Raw genomic sequence first — 15,128 nt, 5'->3', positions numbered from 1 at the left:
CCCCACACGCTGCGCCAAGAAATACCCCCACCCTCATTCCCTCCCCACAAGGGGGGAGGCGATGGGATATTGTCCAGAACTTGAGCTCAACACCTATGAATAAGGAGAATCGCCGATGCGCGACATGATGCAACTCGTCCCTATGGTGGTGGAGCAGACCACGCGGGGAGAACGGTCCTTCGATATCTATTCGCGCCTGCTGCGGGAGCGGATCATCTTCGTCAATGGCGAGGTGGAGGACAATATGGCCAGCCTGGTCTGCGCCCAGTTGCTGTTCCTCGAGGCGGAGAATCCGAAGAAGGAAATCTACCTCTATATCAACTCGCCGGGCGGGGTCGTGACCTCGGCCATGGCCATGTATGACACGATGCAGTTCATCAAGGCGCCGGTGGGCACGCTCTGCATGGGCATGGCCATGTCGGCCGGCTCATTCCTGCTGATGGCGGGCGAGCCCGGCACGCGTATCTGCCTGCCCAATGCCTCGATCATGCTGCACCAGCCCAGCGGGGGCTATCAGGGCAAGGTGACCGATATCGTGCTGCATGCCGAAGAGAGCCAGCGGCTCAAGCGGCGGATGCATAATCTGTATGCCAAGCATTGCGGGCGGACCTATGAGGAGGTCGAGGCCGCGCTGGAGCGCGACCACTTCATGACGCCCGAGCAGGCCCGCGATTGGGGCCTGGTCGATCATGTCTATAGCGATCGCAGCCAGATCGACGCACCCGCGGCGCCCGAAACCGGTCAGTGACCGGCTTCGGGGATGGCGTCGGCATGGGCATATTGCTCGCCGACGCCGAATAGCCGGCCCTTTTCAGCGACCAGGATGCAGATCAGCGCCAGCACGCCCATGCCGAAATAGCCCATGGCGGCCGGCACGGTCGTGCCGTCGAACAACTGGCCGGTATAGCTGCCGATCAGGGCACCGCCCACGGTCTGGATGAAGCCGAACACGGCCGAGGCCGTACCGGCCACGGCGCCGAGTGGCTCCATGGAGAGCGAGTTCATGTTCGAGGCGGCCCAGCCGAAGCTGAACATGACCACGGCCAGCAGCGAGAAGAACAGCCAGAGCGGCAGGAAGCCTGACAGGGCGAAGGCCAGCCAGATGCCGCTGAAGCCGGTGAAGCTCAGCATGGCGCCATGCGACAGCCGGCGCATGCCGAGCCGACGGACGATGCGCGAATTGGTGAAGGACGACACCGCCATCAACCCGGCCATGGCCGCGAAGGCCACGGGGAAATAGACGCCCAGGCCATAGATATCGACATAGATCTGCTGGGACGAGCTGATGAAGCCGAACAGCGCGCCGAACAGGAACATGCCGGCCAGGCCATAGGAGAAGGCCACGCGGTTGGTGAAGACGATGCGGAAACCATCGAACACCGCCTTGATGCTCAGCGGGCGGCGCTGGGCTTCCGGCAGGGTTTCGGGCAGGCGCATGAAGGTCCAGATCCAGAAGGCGGCGGCCAGCAGGCCCATGAAGATGAAGATATTGTGCCAGTCGCCGACCAGCAGGATGACCTGGCCGATGCCCGGCGCGATGATGGGAATGGCCATGAAGACCATGAAGGTCAGCGACATGACCTCGGCCATTTCGCGGCCCGAATAGCGGTCGCGGACCACGGCGGTGGCGATGACGCGCACGCTGGCGGCGCCCATGCCCTGGATGAAGCGCAGTATCAGCAGGATGGCGAAGCTCGGGGCGAAGACGGCGGCAATGGCGGCGATGATGTAGAGCCCCATGCCCACCAGCAGCGGCGCGCGGCGGCCGAAGCGATCGGTCAGCGGGCCGAAGCCGAGCACGGCAATGCCCATGCCCAGCATATAGGCCGAGATGACGAACTGCCGTTCGTTCTCGCTGGTGACGCCGAGCGCCTCGCCCATATAGGGCAGGGCCGGCAGCATGACGTCGATGGCCAGCGCGTTGAGCGCCATCAGCGCGGCGATGAGGGCAATGAATTCGGGGCGCGAGAGAACTCGCGTGAAATGATCGGACATAAAGGAACCTGGAATGGTGTCGCCGCAAGAAATGGGCGCCGGAAATCAGGCGCGGACCATGAACCCGCAAGACGACATTTGCAAGACTATATATCGGTAAAAACCGATGGTTGAGATCTGTCCGCCCTAGGCCGTTTTTAGGGCGAAGCTGGAGGCGCTGCGTTCGTTGATCGGGATATGCACCGCCGCCGAAGCCAGGCCCAGCACGATACCGAGATACCAGACCAGGCTATAGGAGCCGGTCTGGTCATAGACATAGCCGCCCAGCCAGACGCCGACGAAGGAGCCGATCTGGTGACTGAGGAAAGCAACGCCATAGAGCATGCCCATATAGCGCGCGCCGAAGAACAGGGTGACGAGGCCGGCCGTGAGCGGAACGGTGGAGAGCCAGAGCAGGCCCATGGCGGCGGCGAAGGCATAGGCCGTGACCTCGCTGACCGGAATCAGCAGGAACAGGCCGATGGCCACGGCGCGCAGGAAATAGATGGTGGCCAGCAGCAGTTGCTTGGGCAGGCGCCCGCCAAGATAGCCCGCCAGGAGCGAGCCGGCGATATTGAAGAGGCCAATGACCGCGATGGTCCAGGAGCCGACTTCGGGCGAGAGGCCACACTGCACCAGATAGGCGGGCATGTGGACATTGATAAAGGCCAGGTGGAAGCCGCAGACGAAGAAGCCGATGACCAGCAGGCGATAGGAGCCGTGGCCCCAGGCGCGCGACAAGGCTTCCATGAAGGGCAGGTCGGCATGGCCGACCGGGTTTTCGGTGCGGCCGCGCAGGGCATAGCTCAGCGGAATGACCAGCAGCAAGGCCACGCCCAGATAGACCAGTGCCGATTGCCAGCCGAAGGCATTGATGAAGCCCTGGCTGATGGGGGCGAAGGCGAATTGTCCGAAGGACGAGGCGGCGGTGGCCACGCCGAAGATCAGCGAGCGCTTTTCCATGGGCACGGCGCGGCCGAAGGCGATCATGACCACGGAGAAGGAACTGACGGCAATGCCCACGCCGGCGATCACGCCCGCGGTCAGCGTCAGCCAGCCAGTGTCGGGCGAAAAGGCCATGGCCAGGACGCCCGCTGCATAGACGGCAAGACCCACGGCGACGGTGCGGCCGGTGCCGACGCGATCGGCCCAGGCGCCGGCAAAGGGTTGGGCAATGCCCCAGGCCAGGTTCTGGATGGCCATGGCCATGCCCCAGCCTTCGCGCGTCAGCCCGAGATCGCCGGTCATCGGCAGGGTGAACAGGCCGAAGCTGCTGCGAATGCCATTGCCCACGGCGGCAATGATGCAGCCGGCAAGGATCAGCACGAGCAGCGGGACTGCGGGGCGAAGGGCGGACGTGGTCATGGGAAGCATCCGAAAGGTGGATGCTCTATTTACGCCCGTGCCGTCATTCCGCAAAGTGATAATGCGGAATAGAGGTCATCAATCTCTGTGATGCAAACGAAAAGCCCGGCCAAGGGCCGGGCTTGCTATAGGCAAGAAGCAGGAAATCAGGCGGTCTGCTTGACGGCAATGCCGGCATTGGTCAGGTGCGACTGAAGTTCGCCGGCCTGGAACATCTCGCGCACGATATCGGCGCCGCCGACGAATTCGCCCTTCACATAGAGCTGGGGGATGGTCGGCCAGTTGGTATAGGCCTTGATGCCGTCGCGCAGCTCTTCGCTTTCGAGGACATTGGCGCTGCCGTAGTCGACGCCGAGATAGTTCAGAATCTGCACGACCTGGCCGGAAAAGCCGCATTGCGGGAAGTCAGGCGAGCCCTTCATGAAGAGGAACACGTCGTTGTTCTTCACCTTGTCGTCGATGAAGGCGTTGATGTCGGTCATGGCGAAAACCTTTCGAGGGGCGGGGTTAAGGGCCGCTTTGCTGTTGTTCTAAATAGGACAGGAGTCGGGCGCTGTCGAGATCGCCATCGGCAATGGGCGATGATTGTGACTAGAGCCGCGCGGCGATCCATGGGTGGGATGTGCAGTCGTCCACGGTGTCGAACAGTACAGCCTCCCAACCACGAGCGCGGGCGCCGTCGATCACCTTTGGCGTGTCGTCGAAGAAGAGCGGCGGCTCGGATTGTGGGCCGATGCGCTGCTCGACGAAGTCGAAGAAGCCCTTTTCGGGTTTCCGCACACCGGCGCGGGCGGAATAGAAGATGTCGTCGAACAGGTCGCCAAGACCGAGATGGCTCCAGAGCCAGGTGGCTCTCAGATGCTCCTGATTGGTCGCAATATAGAGGCGGATATCCGGCCGCGTGCGCAACGTTCGGATATGGTCCAGCAGCGGCTGGTTGAGGACGCTGTCCTGCATGAGCCAATAATGGTGAAACACCATCGGCGAGCCCTTGTAGCCCAGTGATGGCAGATGGCGTTCCAGCGCCTCGATGACGGACATCTTGCCGACGATTACCTTCTTGATGAAGACATCGAAGATGAATTCGTTGGTAAAACGCACGGGATCGACGCCCATATCGGCCAGCAATGACGTATCCCAGCGCCGGCTCAGCTCGGGGCGGGCATGCATGCCATGCACCAGCACGCCGTCGACATCGAAGAAGACGGCCCGCGTCATGGACGCTTGACCATTGCGCCAAGCCCGGCAAGGACTTCGCCAGGGATATTGAGGTTCTGAATCACTTCATTGTGCTTGCGGAAGCCGATCAGTTCGCGCTGCACGAAATATTCCCACACGGTCTTGCGGGCCTGCGCCAGGCAAGTGTCGCGGTCATCGGTCGCGGCGGCGAGCGCGGCGATGGCTTGCGTAACGCGCTGCTCGGCGGCACCGAGCGAGGCGGCGCGCTCGGCCATGATCTCGTGTTCGAGGGCCGAAGTGCCGGCCTCGGGCCGGACGGTGCGGATCAAGTCGAGCGAGTCACGCAGCGACACGATGGATTATTCCGGAGCGCTGGTTTGCAGGGCGAGGGCGTGAAGGGCTCCGCCCATATCGCCCTGCAGGGCGGCATAGACGATCTGGTGCTGCTGCACGCGCGACTTGCCGCGGAACTGCTCGGACACGACAGTGGCGGCGTAGTGATCGCCATCGCCGGCCAGGTCGCGGATATCGACCTGGGCATCAGGAAGAGCTGCCTTGATCCGCCGCTCGATTTCGCTGGCATCCATGGCCATGGCTCAACTCCTCAATAACGCCGGCACGATGCCGGACCACGCCCATGATATGGCATGGGGGTGCCGCACCTTCAACATGGCTGGGCGGCGATCAGGGCGTGACGACGGGTTGCGCGTCCTGCTCTGTGGAGAAATTGGCGATGATGGCATCGACGACGGGGCGCGCGTCAGCGGCCATTTCGGTGGCGTAGAAGCAATCGAGCGTATAGCCGTTGCCGTTATCGACGGTTTCGGTGTGAACCAGCGTGATCGGGCCTTGTTCGCCGCCGGTGCTGGTGCCCTCATATTGCAGGGCGGGATTGCTCTGATAGTTGGTGACAAGGCTGGCGCCGAGCGTGAAGCCCGGGAAGGCCTCGTTCCAACCGGCCGCAACCGTTGTCGCATCAAGCGCTGCGAGGGCGCCTTCGGCAGTCCAGCCCGTATCCTCGACCGGCACGACGGTCAGCACGCATTGCAGCGGCAGGGCAGGATGATTGATGGTCAGCGGACCACCGGCTTCCCCGCTGGTCACCATGACGTCGGGATAGATCAGCGTATAGGGCTGGTCGGGCAGGGGAGAGCCGCTGATTCCGGCCGTCTGGGCATAGGCGGCCGCCGGCAACAGGCTGAGGGACAGGGCCACAATTGCCGGTACAAATCTCATCGTAATCTCCACTAATGACGCCGCCCCTGGATGCCACAACACTCCAAAGAGCGGCGATCATAAGGCAGATGCACGGATTATGCAGCCACGCCATCCATGTAGCTGGGGAACCAGCCTTCATGGGCTGCCTTGAGCGCGGCGACTGGCACCGGGCGGGCCGCGCCGAGCACCAGGTCCGGGCCACCGGTCGTGCCGATCCACGGCGCGAAAACACCCGCGGCTTCGGCGTCGCGCCACAGGGCGGCCAGGGCCTCGCCTTGCGGGTCGAGATCGACGGTGACGAGGTAGCGACCCTGATCTTCGCCGAAATATTGCAGGATCGGGTTCTGGTCTTCGAGATCGGTGATGGTGGCGCCGATGCCGGAAGCCACGGCCATTTCGGCCAGGCCAACGGCCAGGCCGCCATCACTGAGGTCGTGACAGGCAGTGGCCACGCCGGAGCGGATCAGGTTGCGGACGAAATCGCCGGTGCGCTTTTCATGCGCCAGGTCGACATGGGGCGCCGGGCCATCCTTGCGGCCGAACAGGTCGCGCAGGTAGACGGACTGGCCGAGATGGGTGCCGCGGCTGGCCGGGGCGCCGACCAGCAGGATCACCTGGTCGGCACCGGCAAAGCCGATACGCGCCATCTTGTTCCAGTCAGGCAGCAGGCCGACGCCGCCAATGGTCGGAGTCGGCAGGATGCCGCGGCCATTGGTTTCGTTATAGAGCGACACATTGCCCGAGACGATGGGGAAGTCCAGCGCCGTGCAGGCCTCCCCGATGCCCTTGATGGCATGGACGAGCTGGCCCATGATTTCGGGGCGTTCGGGATTGCCGAAATTGAGATTGTCGGTGGCCGCCAGCGGCTCAGCACCCGTGGCCGTCAGGTTACGCCAGCATTCGGCTACCGCCTGTTTGCCGCCCTCATAGGGATCGGCTTCGCAATAGCGCGGCGTCACGTCGGACGAGAAGGCCAGGGCTTTGCTGGTGTGGCCTTCGACGCGGATCACGCCGGCATCGCCGCCGGGGCGCTGCAGGGAATTGCCCTGGATCAGCGTGTCATACTGCTCATAGACCCAGCGGCGCGAGGCGATCTGGTGGCTGCCCATGAGCTTGAGCAGGGCATCGGCCACGCCCATTTGCGGCACATCGCCCGATGCAAGCGGAGCCGGTGTCTTCGGCTCGGTCCAGGGGCGATCATATTCGGGGGCCTCGTCGCCGAGTTCCTTGATCGGCAGATTGGCGACTTCTGCGCCCTGCCACATCACGCGGAAGCGCAGGTCGTCGGTCGTCTTTCCGACCGTAGCGAAATCCAGCTCCCACTTTTCGAACACGGCGCGAGCCACGGCTTCCTTTTCCGGATGCAGCACCATGAGCATGCGCTCCTGGGATTCCGACAGCATCATCTCGTAGGGCGTCATCTGCACTTCGCGCACCGGCACCTTGTCGAGGTCCAGTTCGATGCCGAGATCGCCCTTGGCGCCCATTTCGACGGCCGAGCAGGTGAGCCCCGCCGCGCCCATGTCCTGGATGGCGATGACAGCGCCGGTTTGCATCAGTTCGAGGCAGGCTTCGAGCAGGCGCTTTTCGGTGAAGGGGTCGCCGACCTGCACGGTGGGGCGCTTTTCCTCGATATCGTCGCCGAATTCGGCCGACGCCATGGTGGCGCCGCCGACGCCATCGCGGCCCGTCTTGGCGCCGAGATAGACCACTGGCAGGCCGACGCCCTTGGCCTCCGAATAGAAGATCTTGTCGGTATCGGCGAGGCCCGCAGCGAAGGCGTTGACCAGGATATTGCCGTTATAGCGCTCGTCGAACTCCACTTCGCCGCCCACGGTGGGCACGCCGAAGGCATTGCCATAACCGCCGACGCCGGCCACGACGCCGGACACGAGATGACGGGTCTTTTCATGGTCGGGCGAACCGAAGCGCAGCGCGTTCATCGCCGCGACAGGACGGGCGCCCATGGTGAAGACGTCGCGCAATATGCCGCCAACGCCGGTCGCCGCCCCCTGATAGGGCTCGATATAGCTGGGGTGGTTATGCGATTCCATCTTGAAGACCACGGCCTGCCCATCGCCGATATCGACCACGCCGGCATTCTCACCTGGCCCCTGGATGACGCGCGGCCCCGATGTCGGCAGGGTCTTGAGCCACTTCTTGGACGACTTGTAGGAGCAATGCTCGTTCCACATGGCCGAGAAGATGCCGAGCTCGGTATAGGTCGGCTGGCGACCGATCAGGGCAACGATCTTGTCGAACTCGTCGGGCTTGAGGCCGTGATCGGCAACGAGCTGGGGCGTGATGGCGATGTTGTTCTGATAGGAGGTCATTGGAGTGTCCGGGAAGGGCGGGCCAGGAGGCGATCAAGTGCGATGACGATGAGGGTGAGCAGGGCGAGGCCGGCTGTCATATAGACCGCGTTGAGCGCGACCTGCGCGTAGCCAAGCTCGATCGCATTGAGGATGGGATAGGGGTATTCCTGCACCCAGGCGCCGCGCGCCATGGCATAGAGGAAATAGACCAGCGTCGGCGCCAGCATGACGGGCAGGTTGCCCCAGCGCAGGTTGCCATGGGGTTGGGCGATCAGCCACCACAGCAGGTACAGAACCGGGCAGAGGTAGTGCAGGATGGAATCCGCCACCTGGAACAGGCCGGTCAACACCGACAGGTAGCGGAGCACGAAGAAGACGTAGAGCGCGACCAGCGCGATATTCGCCGCCATCATGCCGCGCAAAACCGGGTGCCGGAACAGCGCCAGCCAGCCTGCAGGCAGGACCTCGGAGAGGTAGATCAGCACCAGGACGATGTTGGTGAGGATGGTGTAGTAGGAAAAGAAGGCGCCCAGCGAACCGAAGAGGTCGCGGCCACTGCCCAGCATGGACTGCATCGAGATGGTGAATTGCAGGATGAGACCGGCGGCGCCGAACAGCAGGCCCAGCCAGGTGAGGAGCGTCCGCGGATTGACGGGCGCGCGCAGGTTCATCAGGCGGCTTGGCCCAATAGGCCCGAGAACAGCGCTCGTCCATCGTCGCCGCCATGGGCGGCTTCGATCAGGTTTTCCGGGTGGGGCATCAGGCCCAGCACGTTTTTCTGTTCGTTGAAAATGCCGGCAATGTCGTTGATCGAGCCGTTGGGATTGGTGCCTTCGGCATAGCGGAAGGCCACCTGGCCGTTGCCTTCGAGGCGGGCGATGGTCTCGGCATCGGCGAAATAATTGCCGTCGTGGTGGGCAACGGGGCAGCGGAACACCTGGCCCTGGCTATAGCCGCGCGTGAAGGCGGTATCGGCATTGACCACTTCGAGCTTGACCTCGCGGCAGACGAATTTGAGGCTCATGTTGCGCATCAGGGCGCCGGGCAGCAGGCCCGCCTCGATGAGAATCTGGAAGCCGTTGCAGACGCCGAGCACCTTGACGCCCCTGGCAGCCCGCTCGCGCACCTTGTCCATGATGGGGGAGCGCGCGGCGATGGCACCGCAGCGCAGGTAATCCCCATAGGAAAAGCCGCCGGGGATGACGATCAGGTCAACATCATCGGGCAGATCGGCATCCTGATGCCAGACCGTTGTGGGGGCGGTGCCGGAAACCTTGGTCAGCGCCGCGATCATGTCGCGGTCGCGATTGAGACCGGGGAAGACGATGACAGCGGATTTCATCGACTGGTCCTCGCTATGGGGGTGCGAGGCCCTTGTGCTGAGTCTTGGCGAAAAAGGCAAGCTTCGAACCGTGCCCGCAGGGACAAATTGCTCCCGTGGAGCAATTTGAGGTGAGAAGGCCATAAGGGCTATGCCCGCATGGCCGTTCCTTTCGAGGTGATACTACTCCGCCGGAGTTGCGATCGGCGCGGCGCGGCGGCCGGTGCCAGGCAGATGAGCCCAGTCGGGCCGGTCGAACAGGAAGCGGCCGAAGCCGATGCGCTGCACGATCCAGTAGAGCACCAGCGGCGAGACGATCGAGATCGCCATGATGAGGAGGCTCAGCACGGTGGGCTCATCCATCCCCAGCTTGATCAGCAGCGTGCGGGAAATGCCCATGGGCAGCACGAAGGCGACATAGATCACCAGCGATTTCGACCCCATCCAGCGCAGCCAGTCCATAAAGGGCAGGCGGGTCAGCAAAGCGGCGATGGTGCAGAGGGCCGCGGTCCCAACCAGCGCCAGCAGCAGATGCAGGCCCGGCAGGCCGGCATAGCCCATGACCGGATGGATCGGATGCATGGCAAAGCCGGGCGAAAAGACCAGGGCGGCATTGAGGACGGCCCAGACGAGCAGCCCGACCAGCGCCAGCGCGGCATGGTCCGTGGCCCAGCCCGCCAGCCGGAACAGATGCGGCGCCAGCACATAGCCGGCATAGAAGAAGACGAAATATTCGGCGAACTGGTCGACAAGATAGCTGCCGGTGTGGATATCGGCCACCTGCAGGATGGCGGCGATACCAAACACGCCCCAGACCGGTGCTTTCAGATCGTGCAGCAGCTTGGTGACGGCGCTGACCGCGGCCAGCATGTAGATGAACCACAACACGCCATAGGGCTGGACCACCGCCCAGGCGATCTGCTCGACCGCACCGACCGGATCGGTGGCCAAGAGGCCCACCTTGAAGACGATATGGATCACCGCCCAGAGTGCATAGAAATAGAGGTAGTGGACCACGCGGCGATCGGCATAGGCGTTCCACGGCCGGTCGATCACCTGCGACAGGAACAGGCCGGAGATCAGGAAGAATTCGGGCATGCGGAAGGGGGTGGCAAAGGCGATGGCCCAATGCAGCGCGCCCACGCCGCCGGTATCTTCGCCGACGCTGGAGGCCGCATACATCATGACGACGAGAAAGATGGATATGCCCTTGGCCATGTCCACCCAGTCGAGACGGTTGCCGCTTGCCATGTCATGCCCCTTCGTAAAGCTGGGGCGTATAGTATTCCCCCCATGACTTATCGCGGGTAACGACTTGCCGGCAGGATTAAGAAAAATGCTTAACTGGTAAGAATTTAACTAATGGCTTGCTTGCAATGCCGCCGTTGGCTGCAACGGGTATGTGTGCAGCCGAAGTTAAACGCGGATTAAGCTTTGAAAGCGAAGGTAACGGCGGGCCTCGGGGTGCGAAATGCGCGAGATAATCTACAGTTTTGTCATCCCGGTTTACAATGAGGAAGCAGTCATTCCTCTGCTTCTGCGCCGCCTGGAGCGCCTGCTGGCCAAAGTGGGTGAGCCCGCCGAAGTCATCTTCATCGATGACGGCAGCAGCGATTCAAGCCCGGTGTTCCTCGCCAATCTCGCGCGCGAGGACGATCGCTATTGCTATCTTCGCCTGGCACGCAACTTTGGCCACCAGATCGCCATCACGGCGGGTCTCGAGGCAGCGCGCGGTCAGGCCGTCATCATCATGGATGCCGATCTGCAGGACCCGCCCGAAACCGTCCTCGCCATGATCGCGAAGTGGCGGGAGGGCTACGAGGTCGTCTATGCGCAGCGCATATCCCGCGCTGCGGAAAGCCCGCTCAAGCGCGCGACGGCCCATCTGTTCTATCGGGTCGTCAATCGTCTGGCGGCGATCGACATTCCGCAGGATGTCGGCGACTTCCGCCTGGTGGATCGCGCTGCGGTGGATGCCTTCCTGCAATTGCCGGAAACCAATCGCTATGTGCGCGGCATGTTCGCCTGGATCGGTTTCCGCCAGGCGTCAGTGCCCTATGAGCGGGAAGCGCGGGCAGCCGGCGTCAGCAAATATCCACTGCGCAAGATGCTGAGCCTGGCCGCCAGCGCCATCATCAGCTTTTCGGATGCGCCATTGCGGCTCGCCATCTGGGCCGGGGCGATCGTGTCGGCGGGCTCGCTCACCTACGGCGTTTATGTCCTGTTGCGGGCGCTGTTCTGGACCGACGGGCTGGTCGATGGCTGGGCGTCCACCATCGTAGTGATTTCGTTGCTTTGCGGCGTCAATATGCTGCTGACCGGGGTCGTGGGTCTCTATGTCGGCCGCATTCATGCCGAGGTAAAGCGGCGGCCGCTCTATGTCGTTTCCCGGAAGATTGGTTTCGAGGCGGAAGGCGTTGCCGGGAAGCGGGCCACCGGATGAGCGATGCGCAATTCGATGAAATCGAGGCCGGCTACGAGGGCATTGTCGAGCAGTCGATAAGCTTTTCCGGCTTGCGGCATGATTTCTTCATGGCGGCCAAGGCGGACCTGCTGTTCAAGATCACGCGCCGGCATTTTGCGAATCCTGATGCGCTCGACCTTCTCGATATCGGCTGCGGCGTGGGGCGGCTGCATCCACACCTGCAAGGCATGTTCGGCACGATCACCGGCTGCGATGTGTCGGAAAAATCGGTGGAGCGGGCGCGGCGCGAAAATGGTTTCGCCCGCTATGACACCAGCGCCTCGGACGTTTTGCCCTATGCCGATGGGCAGTTCGACATCGCGCTGACGGTCTGTGTCATGCACCACGTTCCGCCGGCCCAGTGGCAGGCCTTTCTCCGCGAGATGCGCCGCGTCGTGCGGCCCGGCGGGATCGCGGTGGTGATCGAGCATAATCCGTTCAATCCGCTTACCCGACTAGCCGTGGCCCGCTGCGCATTCGATGCCGACGCGGTCCTGCTGTCGCAGCGCCGTACACGCCGCACCATGCTGGAGGCCGGCTTTTCCGATGCCTCCATCGAGAACTTCCTCTTCCTGCCTACAGCGGCGCCATGGGCGCGGCGGCTGGAGAGTTTCCTCACCAAACTGCCTTTGGGCGCTCAATACGCAGCCATCGGGTTCGCCTAGATGCCGCTTGTCCTTCGACTGGCGGTGGTGGCGGTCATTCTGCTGGCCTTCGCCATCCAGATGGTGGGTGGGCTCAACCCCGATGTTTCGTGGCTATTGACCGTCGGCGAGCGGATGCTGGCGGGCCAGCACCTCTATATCGACATCTACGAGCTCAATCCGCCGATGTCGGCATTGCTCTACCTGCCCTTCGTGGCGCTGGCCCAGGCCCTTGGCGCGCCGGCCGAACCCATCATGGTTGCTGCGGTGCTGCTGCTGGCTGTGCTTGCTCTGGCAATCGGCACCGCCATTCTGCGCCGTGGCGAACTGGTGTCGAATACAAGCACCTGGTGGCTCATCGCCAGTGTGGCCCTGACCATTCTGCCGGGCCAGAATTTCGGCGAACGCGAGCATATTGCCGTCATTCTGCTGCTACCGGCACTTGCCGTCAGCGCGTTGCGCAACACCGGGCGGGCACCGGCGTTTGCCCACATGGTGATTGCCGGGTTGGCTGCGGGCCTGGTCATGACCATCAAGCCGCATTTTGCCCTGCCGATCCTGCTTGTAGCCCTCTACAGCGCGTTCCGGGCTCGGTCCTGGCGAGCAATCTTCAATCCGGAACATGTGCTTGCCGGGCTGGTGCTCATCGCCTACTGGCTCGCCGTCTGGGTCTGGTTTCCCAGCTTTTTCAGCACCATGCTGCCGCTGGCTTCGACCGCCTATCTGGCGGATCGGGCGTCATTGGTTTCCCTGGTATTCGGGCTGCCGCTGGTGCCGATCTGGCTGATATTGGCTGGCCTTGTGCTGCTCTACCGGCGTGAGATGATCAGCGGTCCCAATGGCCAATATATCGCCGCAGCCCTGGGCTTCTTTCTCGCCTACCTGGTTCAGGGCAAGGGGTTTGTCTACCACCTGCTGCCCACGCAATTGCTGCTCGGCCTGGTCTTTGCGCAATGTTTCGTTGATCGCAACGCGCAGGGCAGGGGCAAGGCCATTCCGATTGCCCTGGCAGTGTGCCTGCTTGCAGCGCCCGGCATTCACGCCATTCAGGGCAACAGCTTGCGCAATGAAGCGCTGGATGTGCTGGCGTCGCTCGGGCCTGGTCTCAAGATCGCAAACCTCACCTCGCAACTGGAGATCGCCAGCCCGCTGCACCGCGACCTCGATGGAACGCTGGTCAATTCCGACCATGCCTGTGGATTACGCTTGGTGCCGTCAGGCAGCGAATTGCCACCACTGATCCTGCTGTCGTGCGAGAGATGGTGGCGTTGGAAACCTATGAGCGAAGCCGCTTGAGGGACGACATGCTGGCCAATCCGCCCGATATCATCCTTGCTGGCGGAGACCAGTTCGACTGGATCGGCTGGGCGCGCCAGGATCCCGAGATCGCTGTCATGCTGTCCGGCTATGCGCTGCTGGCGCAGGTCGGTCCCGAAACGGGGCCGCTGCAGATCCTTAAGCGCAAGGCGCTCTGACTAGACCGGAACCGAGGCGTAAGCTGCGAAAAGCAGGCCAAGGGTGGCGAAGAACATGACCGAGAGAGAAATGGTTTTGAACATGGCTGTGTGGTCCTGCGCCAGTACGCGGCGCGACGTGGAGTATCGCCCGAAGGCGTTAATTTGAGATTTCGACCGCGTAGTTTTCGATCACGGTATTGGCCAGCAGTTTTTCGCACATGCTGGTAAGGGCGGAACGCGCTGCCGCTTCGTCGGTTCCGTCGAGGACGAGGTCGAAGACCTTGCCCTGACGCACCGCTGCAACACCGGAAAAGCCAAGGCTTTTGAGTGAGCCTTCGATGGCCTGACCCTGAGGATCGAGGACGCCAGCCTTGAGGGTGACGGTGACACGAGCCTTCATTGCCATATCCTACTGGACCAGGCGCGGACCGGTGGTCAGCGCATTGTCGGTTTCAACCAGGATGCCCAGGCGCTGGGCGACCTCGCGGTAGTTTTCGATCAGGCCGCCAAGATTTTCGCGGAAGCGGTCCTTGTCCATCTTGTTGCGGGTCTTGATGTCCCACAGGCGGCAGCTATCGGGGCTGATCTCGTCGGCCAGCACGATGCGCATGAGGTCGCCCTCATAGAGGCGCCCGCATTCGATCTTGAAATCGACGAGCTGGATGCCGACGCCCATGAACAGGCCGGTCAGGAAGTCGTTGACGCGGATGGCGAGGCTCATGATGTCGTCGAGCTCGGCCGGCGTGGCCCAGCCGAAGGCGGTGATGTGCTCTTCGCTGACCATGGGGTCGTGCAGAGCATCGTCCTTGTAGCAGAATTCGATGATCGAGCGGGGCAGTTGGGTGCCGGGCTCGAGGCCGAGGCGCTTGACCAGCGAGCCGGCGGCATAATTGCGCACGATGATCTCGAGCGGGATGATCTCGACTTCCTTGATCAGTTGTTCGCGCATGTTGATGCGCTTGAGGAAGTGAGTCGGGATGCCCAGGCCGTTGAGCTTGGTGAAGACGAACTCGGAAATCCGGTTGTTCAGCACGCCCTTGCCGTCGATGATTTCGTGGCGCGCGCCGTCTCCGGCGGTCGTATCGTCCTTGAAATACTGAACCAGAGTGCCGGGCTCGGGACCCTCGAACAGGATCTTTGCCTTGCCCTCGTAGATTTTGCGACGACGGTTCATTGGGAATCCGGGACCGT

The 15,128-nt window shown here is 62.8% G+C and carries 18 protein-coding genes; 5 read left to right on the top strand and 13 right to left on the bottom strand.

Translation table 11 applies throughout. The annotated features are described in order from the left end of the window. The first annotated feature begins 115 nt into the window (after positions 1 to 115). The gene (locus NVV79_RS20815) at positions 116 to 748 is read left to right on the top strand and encodes an ATP-dependent Clp protease proteolytic subunit (RefSeq protein ID WP_303993641.1); all 633 of its coding nucleotides are present in this window, start codon (positions 116 to 118) and stop codon (positions 746 to 748) included. On the opposite strand, the gene NVV79_RS20810 is transcribed toward NVV79_RS20815, so the two are convergent. The 11 genes from NVV79_RS20810 to NVV79_RS20760 form a co-directional block, all read right to left on the bottom strand. Continuing rightward, the gene (locus tag NVV79_RS20810; RefSeq protein WP_303993639.1) at positions 742 to 1,995 is read right to left on the bottom strand and encodes a multidrug effflux MFS transporter; all 1,254 of its coding nucleotides are present in this window, start codon (positions 1,993 to 1,995) and stop codon (positions 742 to 744) included. The genes NVV79_RS20815 and NVV79_RS20810 overlap by 7 nt on opposite strands. 126 nt (positions 1,996 to 2,121) lie before the next feature. Continuing rightward, positions 2,122 to 3,339, bottom strand: a complete 1,218-nt coding sequence (locus NVV79_RS20805; RefSeq protein WP_369684753.1) for an MFS transporter — start codon at positions 3,337 to 3,339, stop codon at positions 2,122 to 2,124. Positions 3,340 to 3,485: 146 nt separating this feature from the next. Continuing rightward, a complete protein-coding gene (grxD, locus tag NVV79_RS20800) occupies positions 3,486 to 3,821 on the bottom strand; it encodes a Grx4 family monothiol glutaredoxin (protein ID WP_303993634.1) in 336 nt (111 codons plus the stop codon). 109 nt (positions 3,822 to 3,930) lie between these two features. Beyond that, the gene (locus NVV79_RS20795) at positions 3,931 to 4,557 is read right to left on the bottom strand and encodes an HAD-IA family hydrolase (protein ID WP_303993632.1); all 627 of its coding nucleotides are present in this window, start codon (positions 4,555 to 4,557) and stop codon (positions 3,931 to 3,933) included. Then, positions 4,554 to 4,871 carry a DUF6665 family protein gene (locus tag NVV79_RS20790; RefSeq protein ID WP_303993629.1) on the bottom strand — a complete coding sequence of 106 codons (318 nt, stop codon included), beginning with the start codon at positions 4,869 to 4,871 and terminating at the stop codon, positions 4,554 to 4,556. Before NVV79_RS20790 ends, NVV79_RS20795 begins: the two co-directional genes overlap by 4 nt. A 6-nt stretch (positions 4,872 to 4,877) precedes the next feature. Next, positions 4,878 to 5,111, bottom strand: coding sequence for a BolA family protein (locus NVV79_RS20785; protein WP_146289523.1), 234 nt, complete (start codon positions 5,109 to 5,111; stop codon positions 4,878 to 4,880). Positions 5,112 to 5,202: 91 nt separating this feature from the next. Continuing rightward, on the bottom strand, positions 5,203 to 5,754 hold the full coding sequence (locus NVV79_RS20780) for a hypothetical protein (RefSeq protein ID WP_303993624.1): 552 nt from the start codon (positions 5,752 to 5,754) through the stop codon (positions 5,203 to 5,205). Between the two features lie 77 nt (positions 5,755 to 5,831). Continuing rightward, complete coding sequence (purL, locus tag NVV79_RS20775; RefSeq protein WP_303993620.1) at positions 5,832 to 8,069, bottom strand: phosphoribosylformylglycinamidine synthase subunit PurL; 2,238 nt, start codon at positions 8,067 to 8,069, stop codon at positions 5,832 to 5,834. Continuing rightward, positions 8,066 to 8,722, bottom strand: a complete 657-nt coding sequence (locus NVV79_RS20770) for a Pr6Pr family membrane protein (RefSeq protein ID WP_303993617.1) — start codon at positions 8,720 to 8,722, stop codon at positions 8,066 to 8,068. Before NVV79_RS20770 ends, purL begins: the two co-directional genes overlap by 4 nt. Further along, a complete protein-coding gene (gene purQ / locus NVV79_RS20765) occupies positions 8,722 to 9,393 on the bottom strand; it encodes a phosphoribosylformylglycinamidine synthase subunit PurQ (protein WP_303993616.1) in 672 nt (223 codons plus the stop codon). Before purQ ends, NVV79_RS20770 begins: the two co-directional genes overlap by 1 nt. A 162-nt stretch (positions 9,394 to 9,555) precedes the next feature. Next, the gene (locus NVV79_RS20760; RefSeq protein ID WP_303993613.1) at positions 9,556 to 10,623 is read right to left on the bottom strand and encodes an acyltransferase family protein; all 1,068 of its coding nucleotides are present in this window, start codon (positions 10,621 to 10,623) and stop codon (positions 9,556 to 9,558) included. A gap of 220 nt (positions 10,624 to 10,843) precedes the next feature. Here NVV79_RS20760 and NVV79_RS20755 point away from each other — a divergent pair, with 220 nt between their 5' ends. The 4 genes from NVV79_RS20755 to NVV79_RS20740 are packed head-to-tail and all read left to right on the top strand — an operon-like array spanning position 10,844 to position 13,955. Then, a complete protein-coding gene (locus tag NVV79_RS20755; RefSeq protein ID WP_303993611.1) occupies positions 10,844 to 11,815 on the top strand; it encodes a glycosyltransferase family 2 protein in 972 nt (323 codons plus the stop codon). Next, positions 11,812 to 12,501, top strand: coding sequence for a class I SAM-dependent methyltransferase (locus NVV79_RS20750; RefSeq protein ID WP_303993609.1), 690 nt, complete (start codon positions 11,812 to 11,814; stop codon positions 12,499 to 12,501). Before NVV79_RS20755 ends, NVV79_RS20750 begins: the two co-directional genes overlap by 4 nt. Continuing rightward, complete coding sequence (locus NVV79_RS20745; RefSeq protein WP_303993608.1) at positions 12,502 to 13,776, top strand: hypothetical protein; 1,275 nt, start codon at positions 12,502 to 12,504, stop codon at positions 13,774 to 13,776. 8 nt (positions 13,777 to 13,784) lie between these two features. Beyond that, positions 13,785 to 13,955 carry a hypothetical protein gene (locus tag NVV79_RS20740; RefSeq protein ID WP_303993604.1) on the top strand — a complete coding sequence of 57 codons (171 nt, stop codon included), beginning with the start codon at positions 13,785 to 13,787 and terminating at the stop codon, positions 13,953 to 13,955. A gap of 139 nt (positions 13,956 to 14,094) precedes the next feature. Here the strand turns inward: NVV79_RS20740 and purS are convergent, their stop codons facing one another. Together purS and purC are read right to left on the bottom strand one after the other, a co-directional pair. After that, entirely contained in the window at positions 14,095 to 14,337 is a 243-nt protein-coding gene (gene purS, locus NVV79_RS20735) for a phosphoribosylformylglycinamidine synthase subunit PurS (RefSeq protein WP_303993602.1), read from the bottom strand. 9 nt (positions 14,338 to 14,346) lie between these two features. Next, complete coding sequence (purC, locus tag NVV79_RS20730; RefSeq protein WP_303993599.1) at positions 14,347 to 15,111, bottom strand: phosphoribosylaminoimidazolesuccinocarboxamide synthase; 765 nt, start codon at positions 15,109 to 15,111, stop codon at positions 14,347 to 14,349. Between the last annotated feature and the right edge of the window lie 17 nt (positions 15,112 to 15,128).

It is taken from the genome of Devosia ginsengisoli, from assembly GCF_024707105.1.
Classification (GTDB): domain Bacteria; phylum Pseudomonadota; class Alphaproteobacteria; order Rhizobiales; family Devosiaceae; genus Devosia; species Devosia ginsengisoli_A.
Note: the sequence above shows the minus strand (reverse complement) of the source record. Positions and strands in the feature narration are given on the sequence as shown.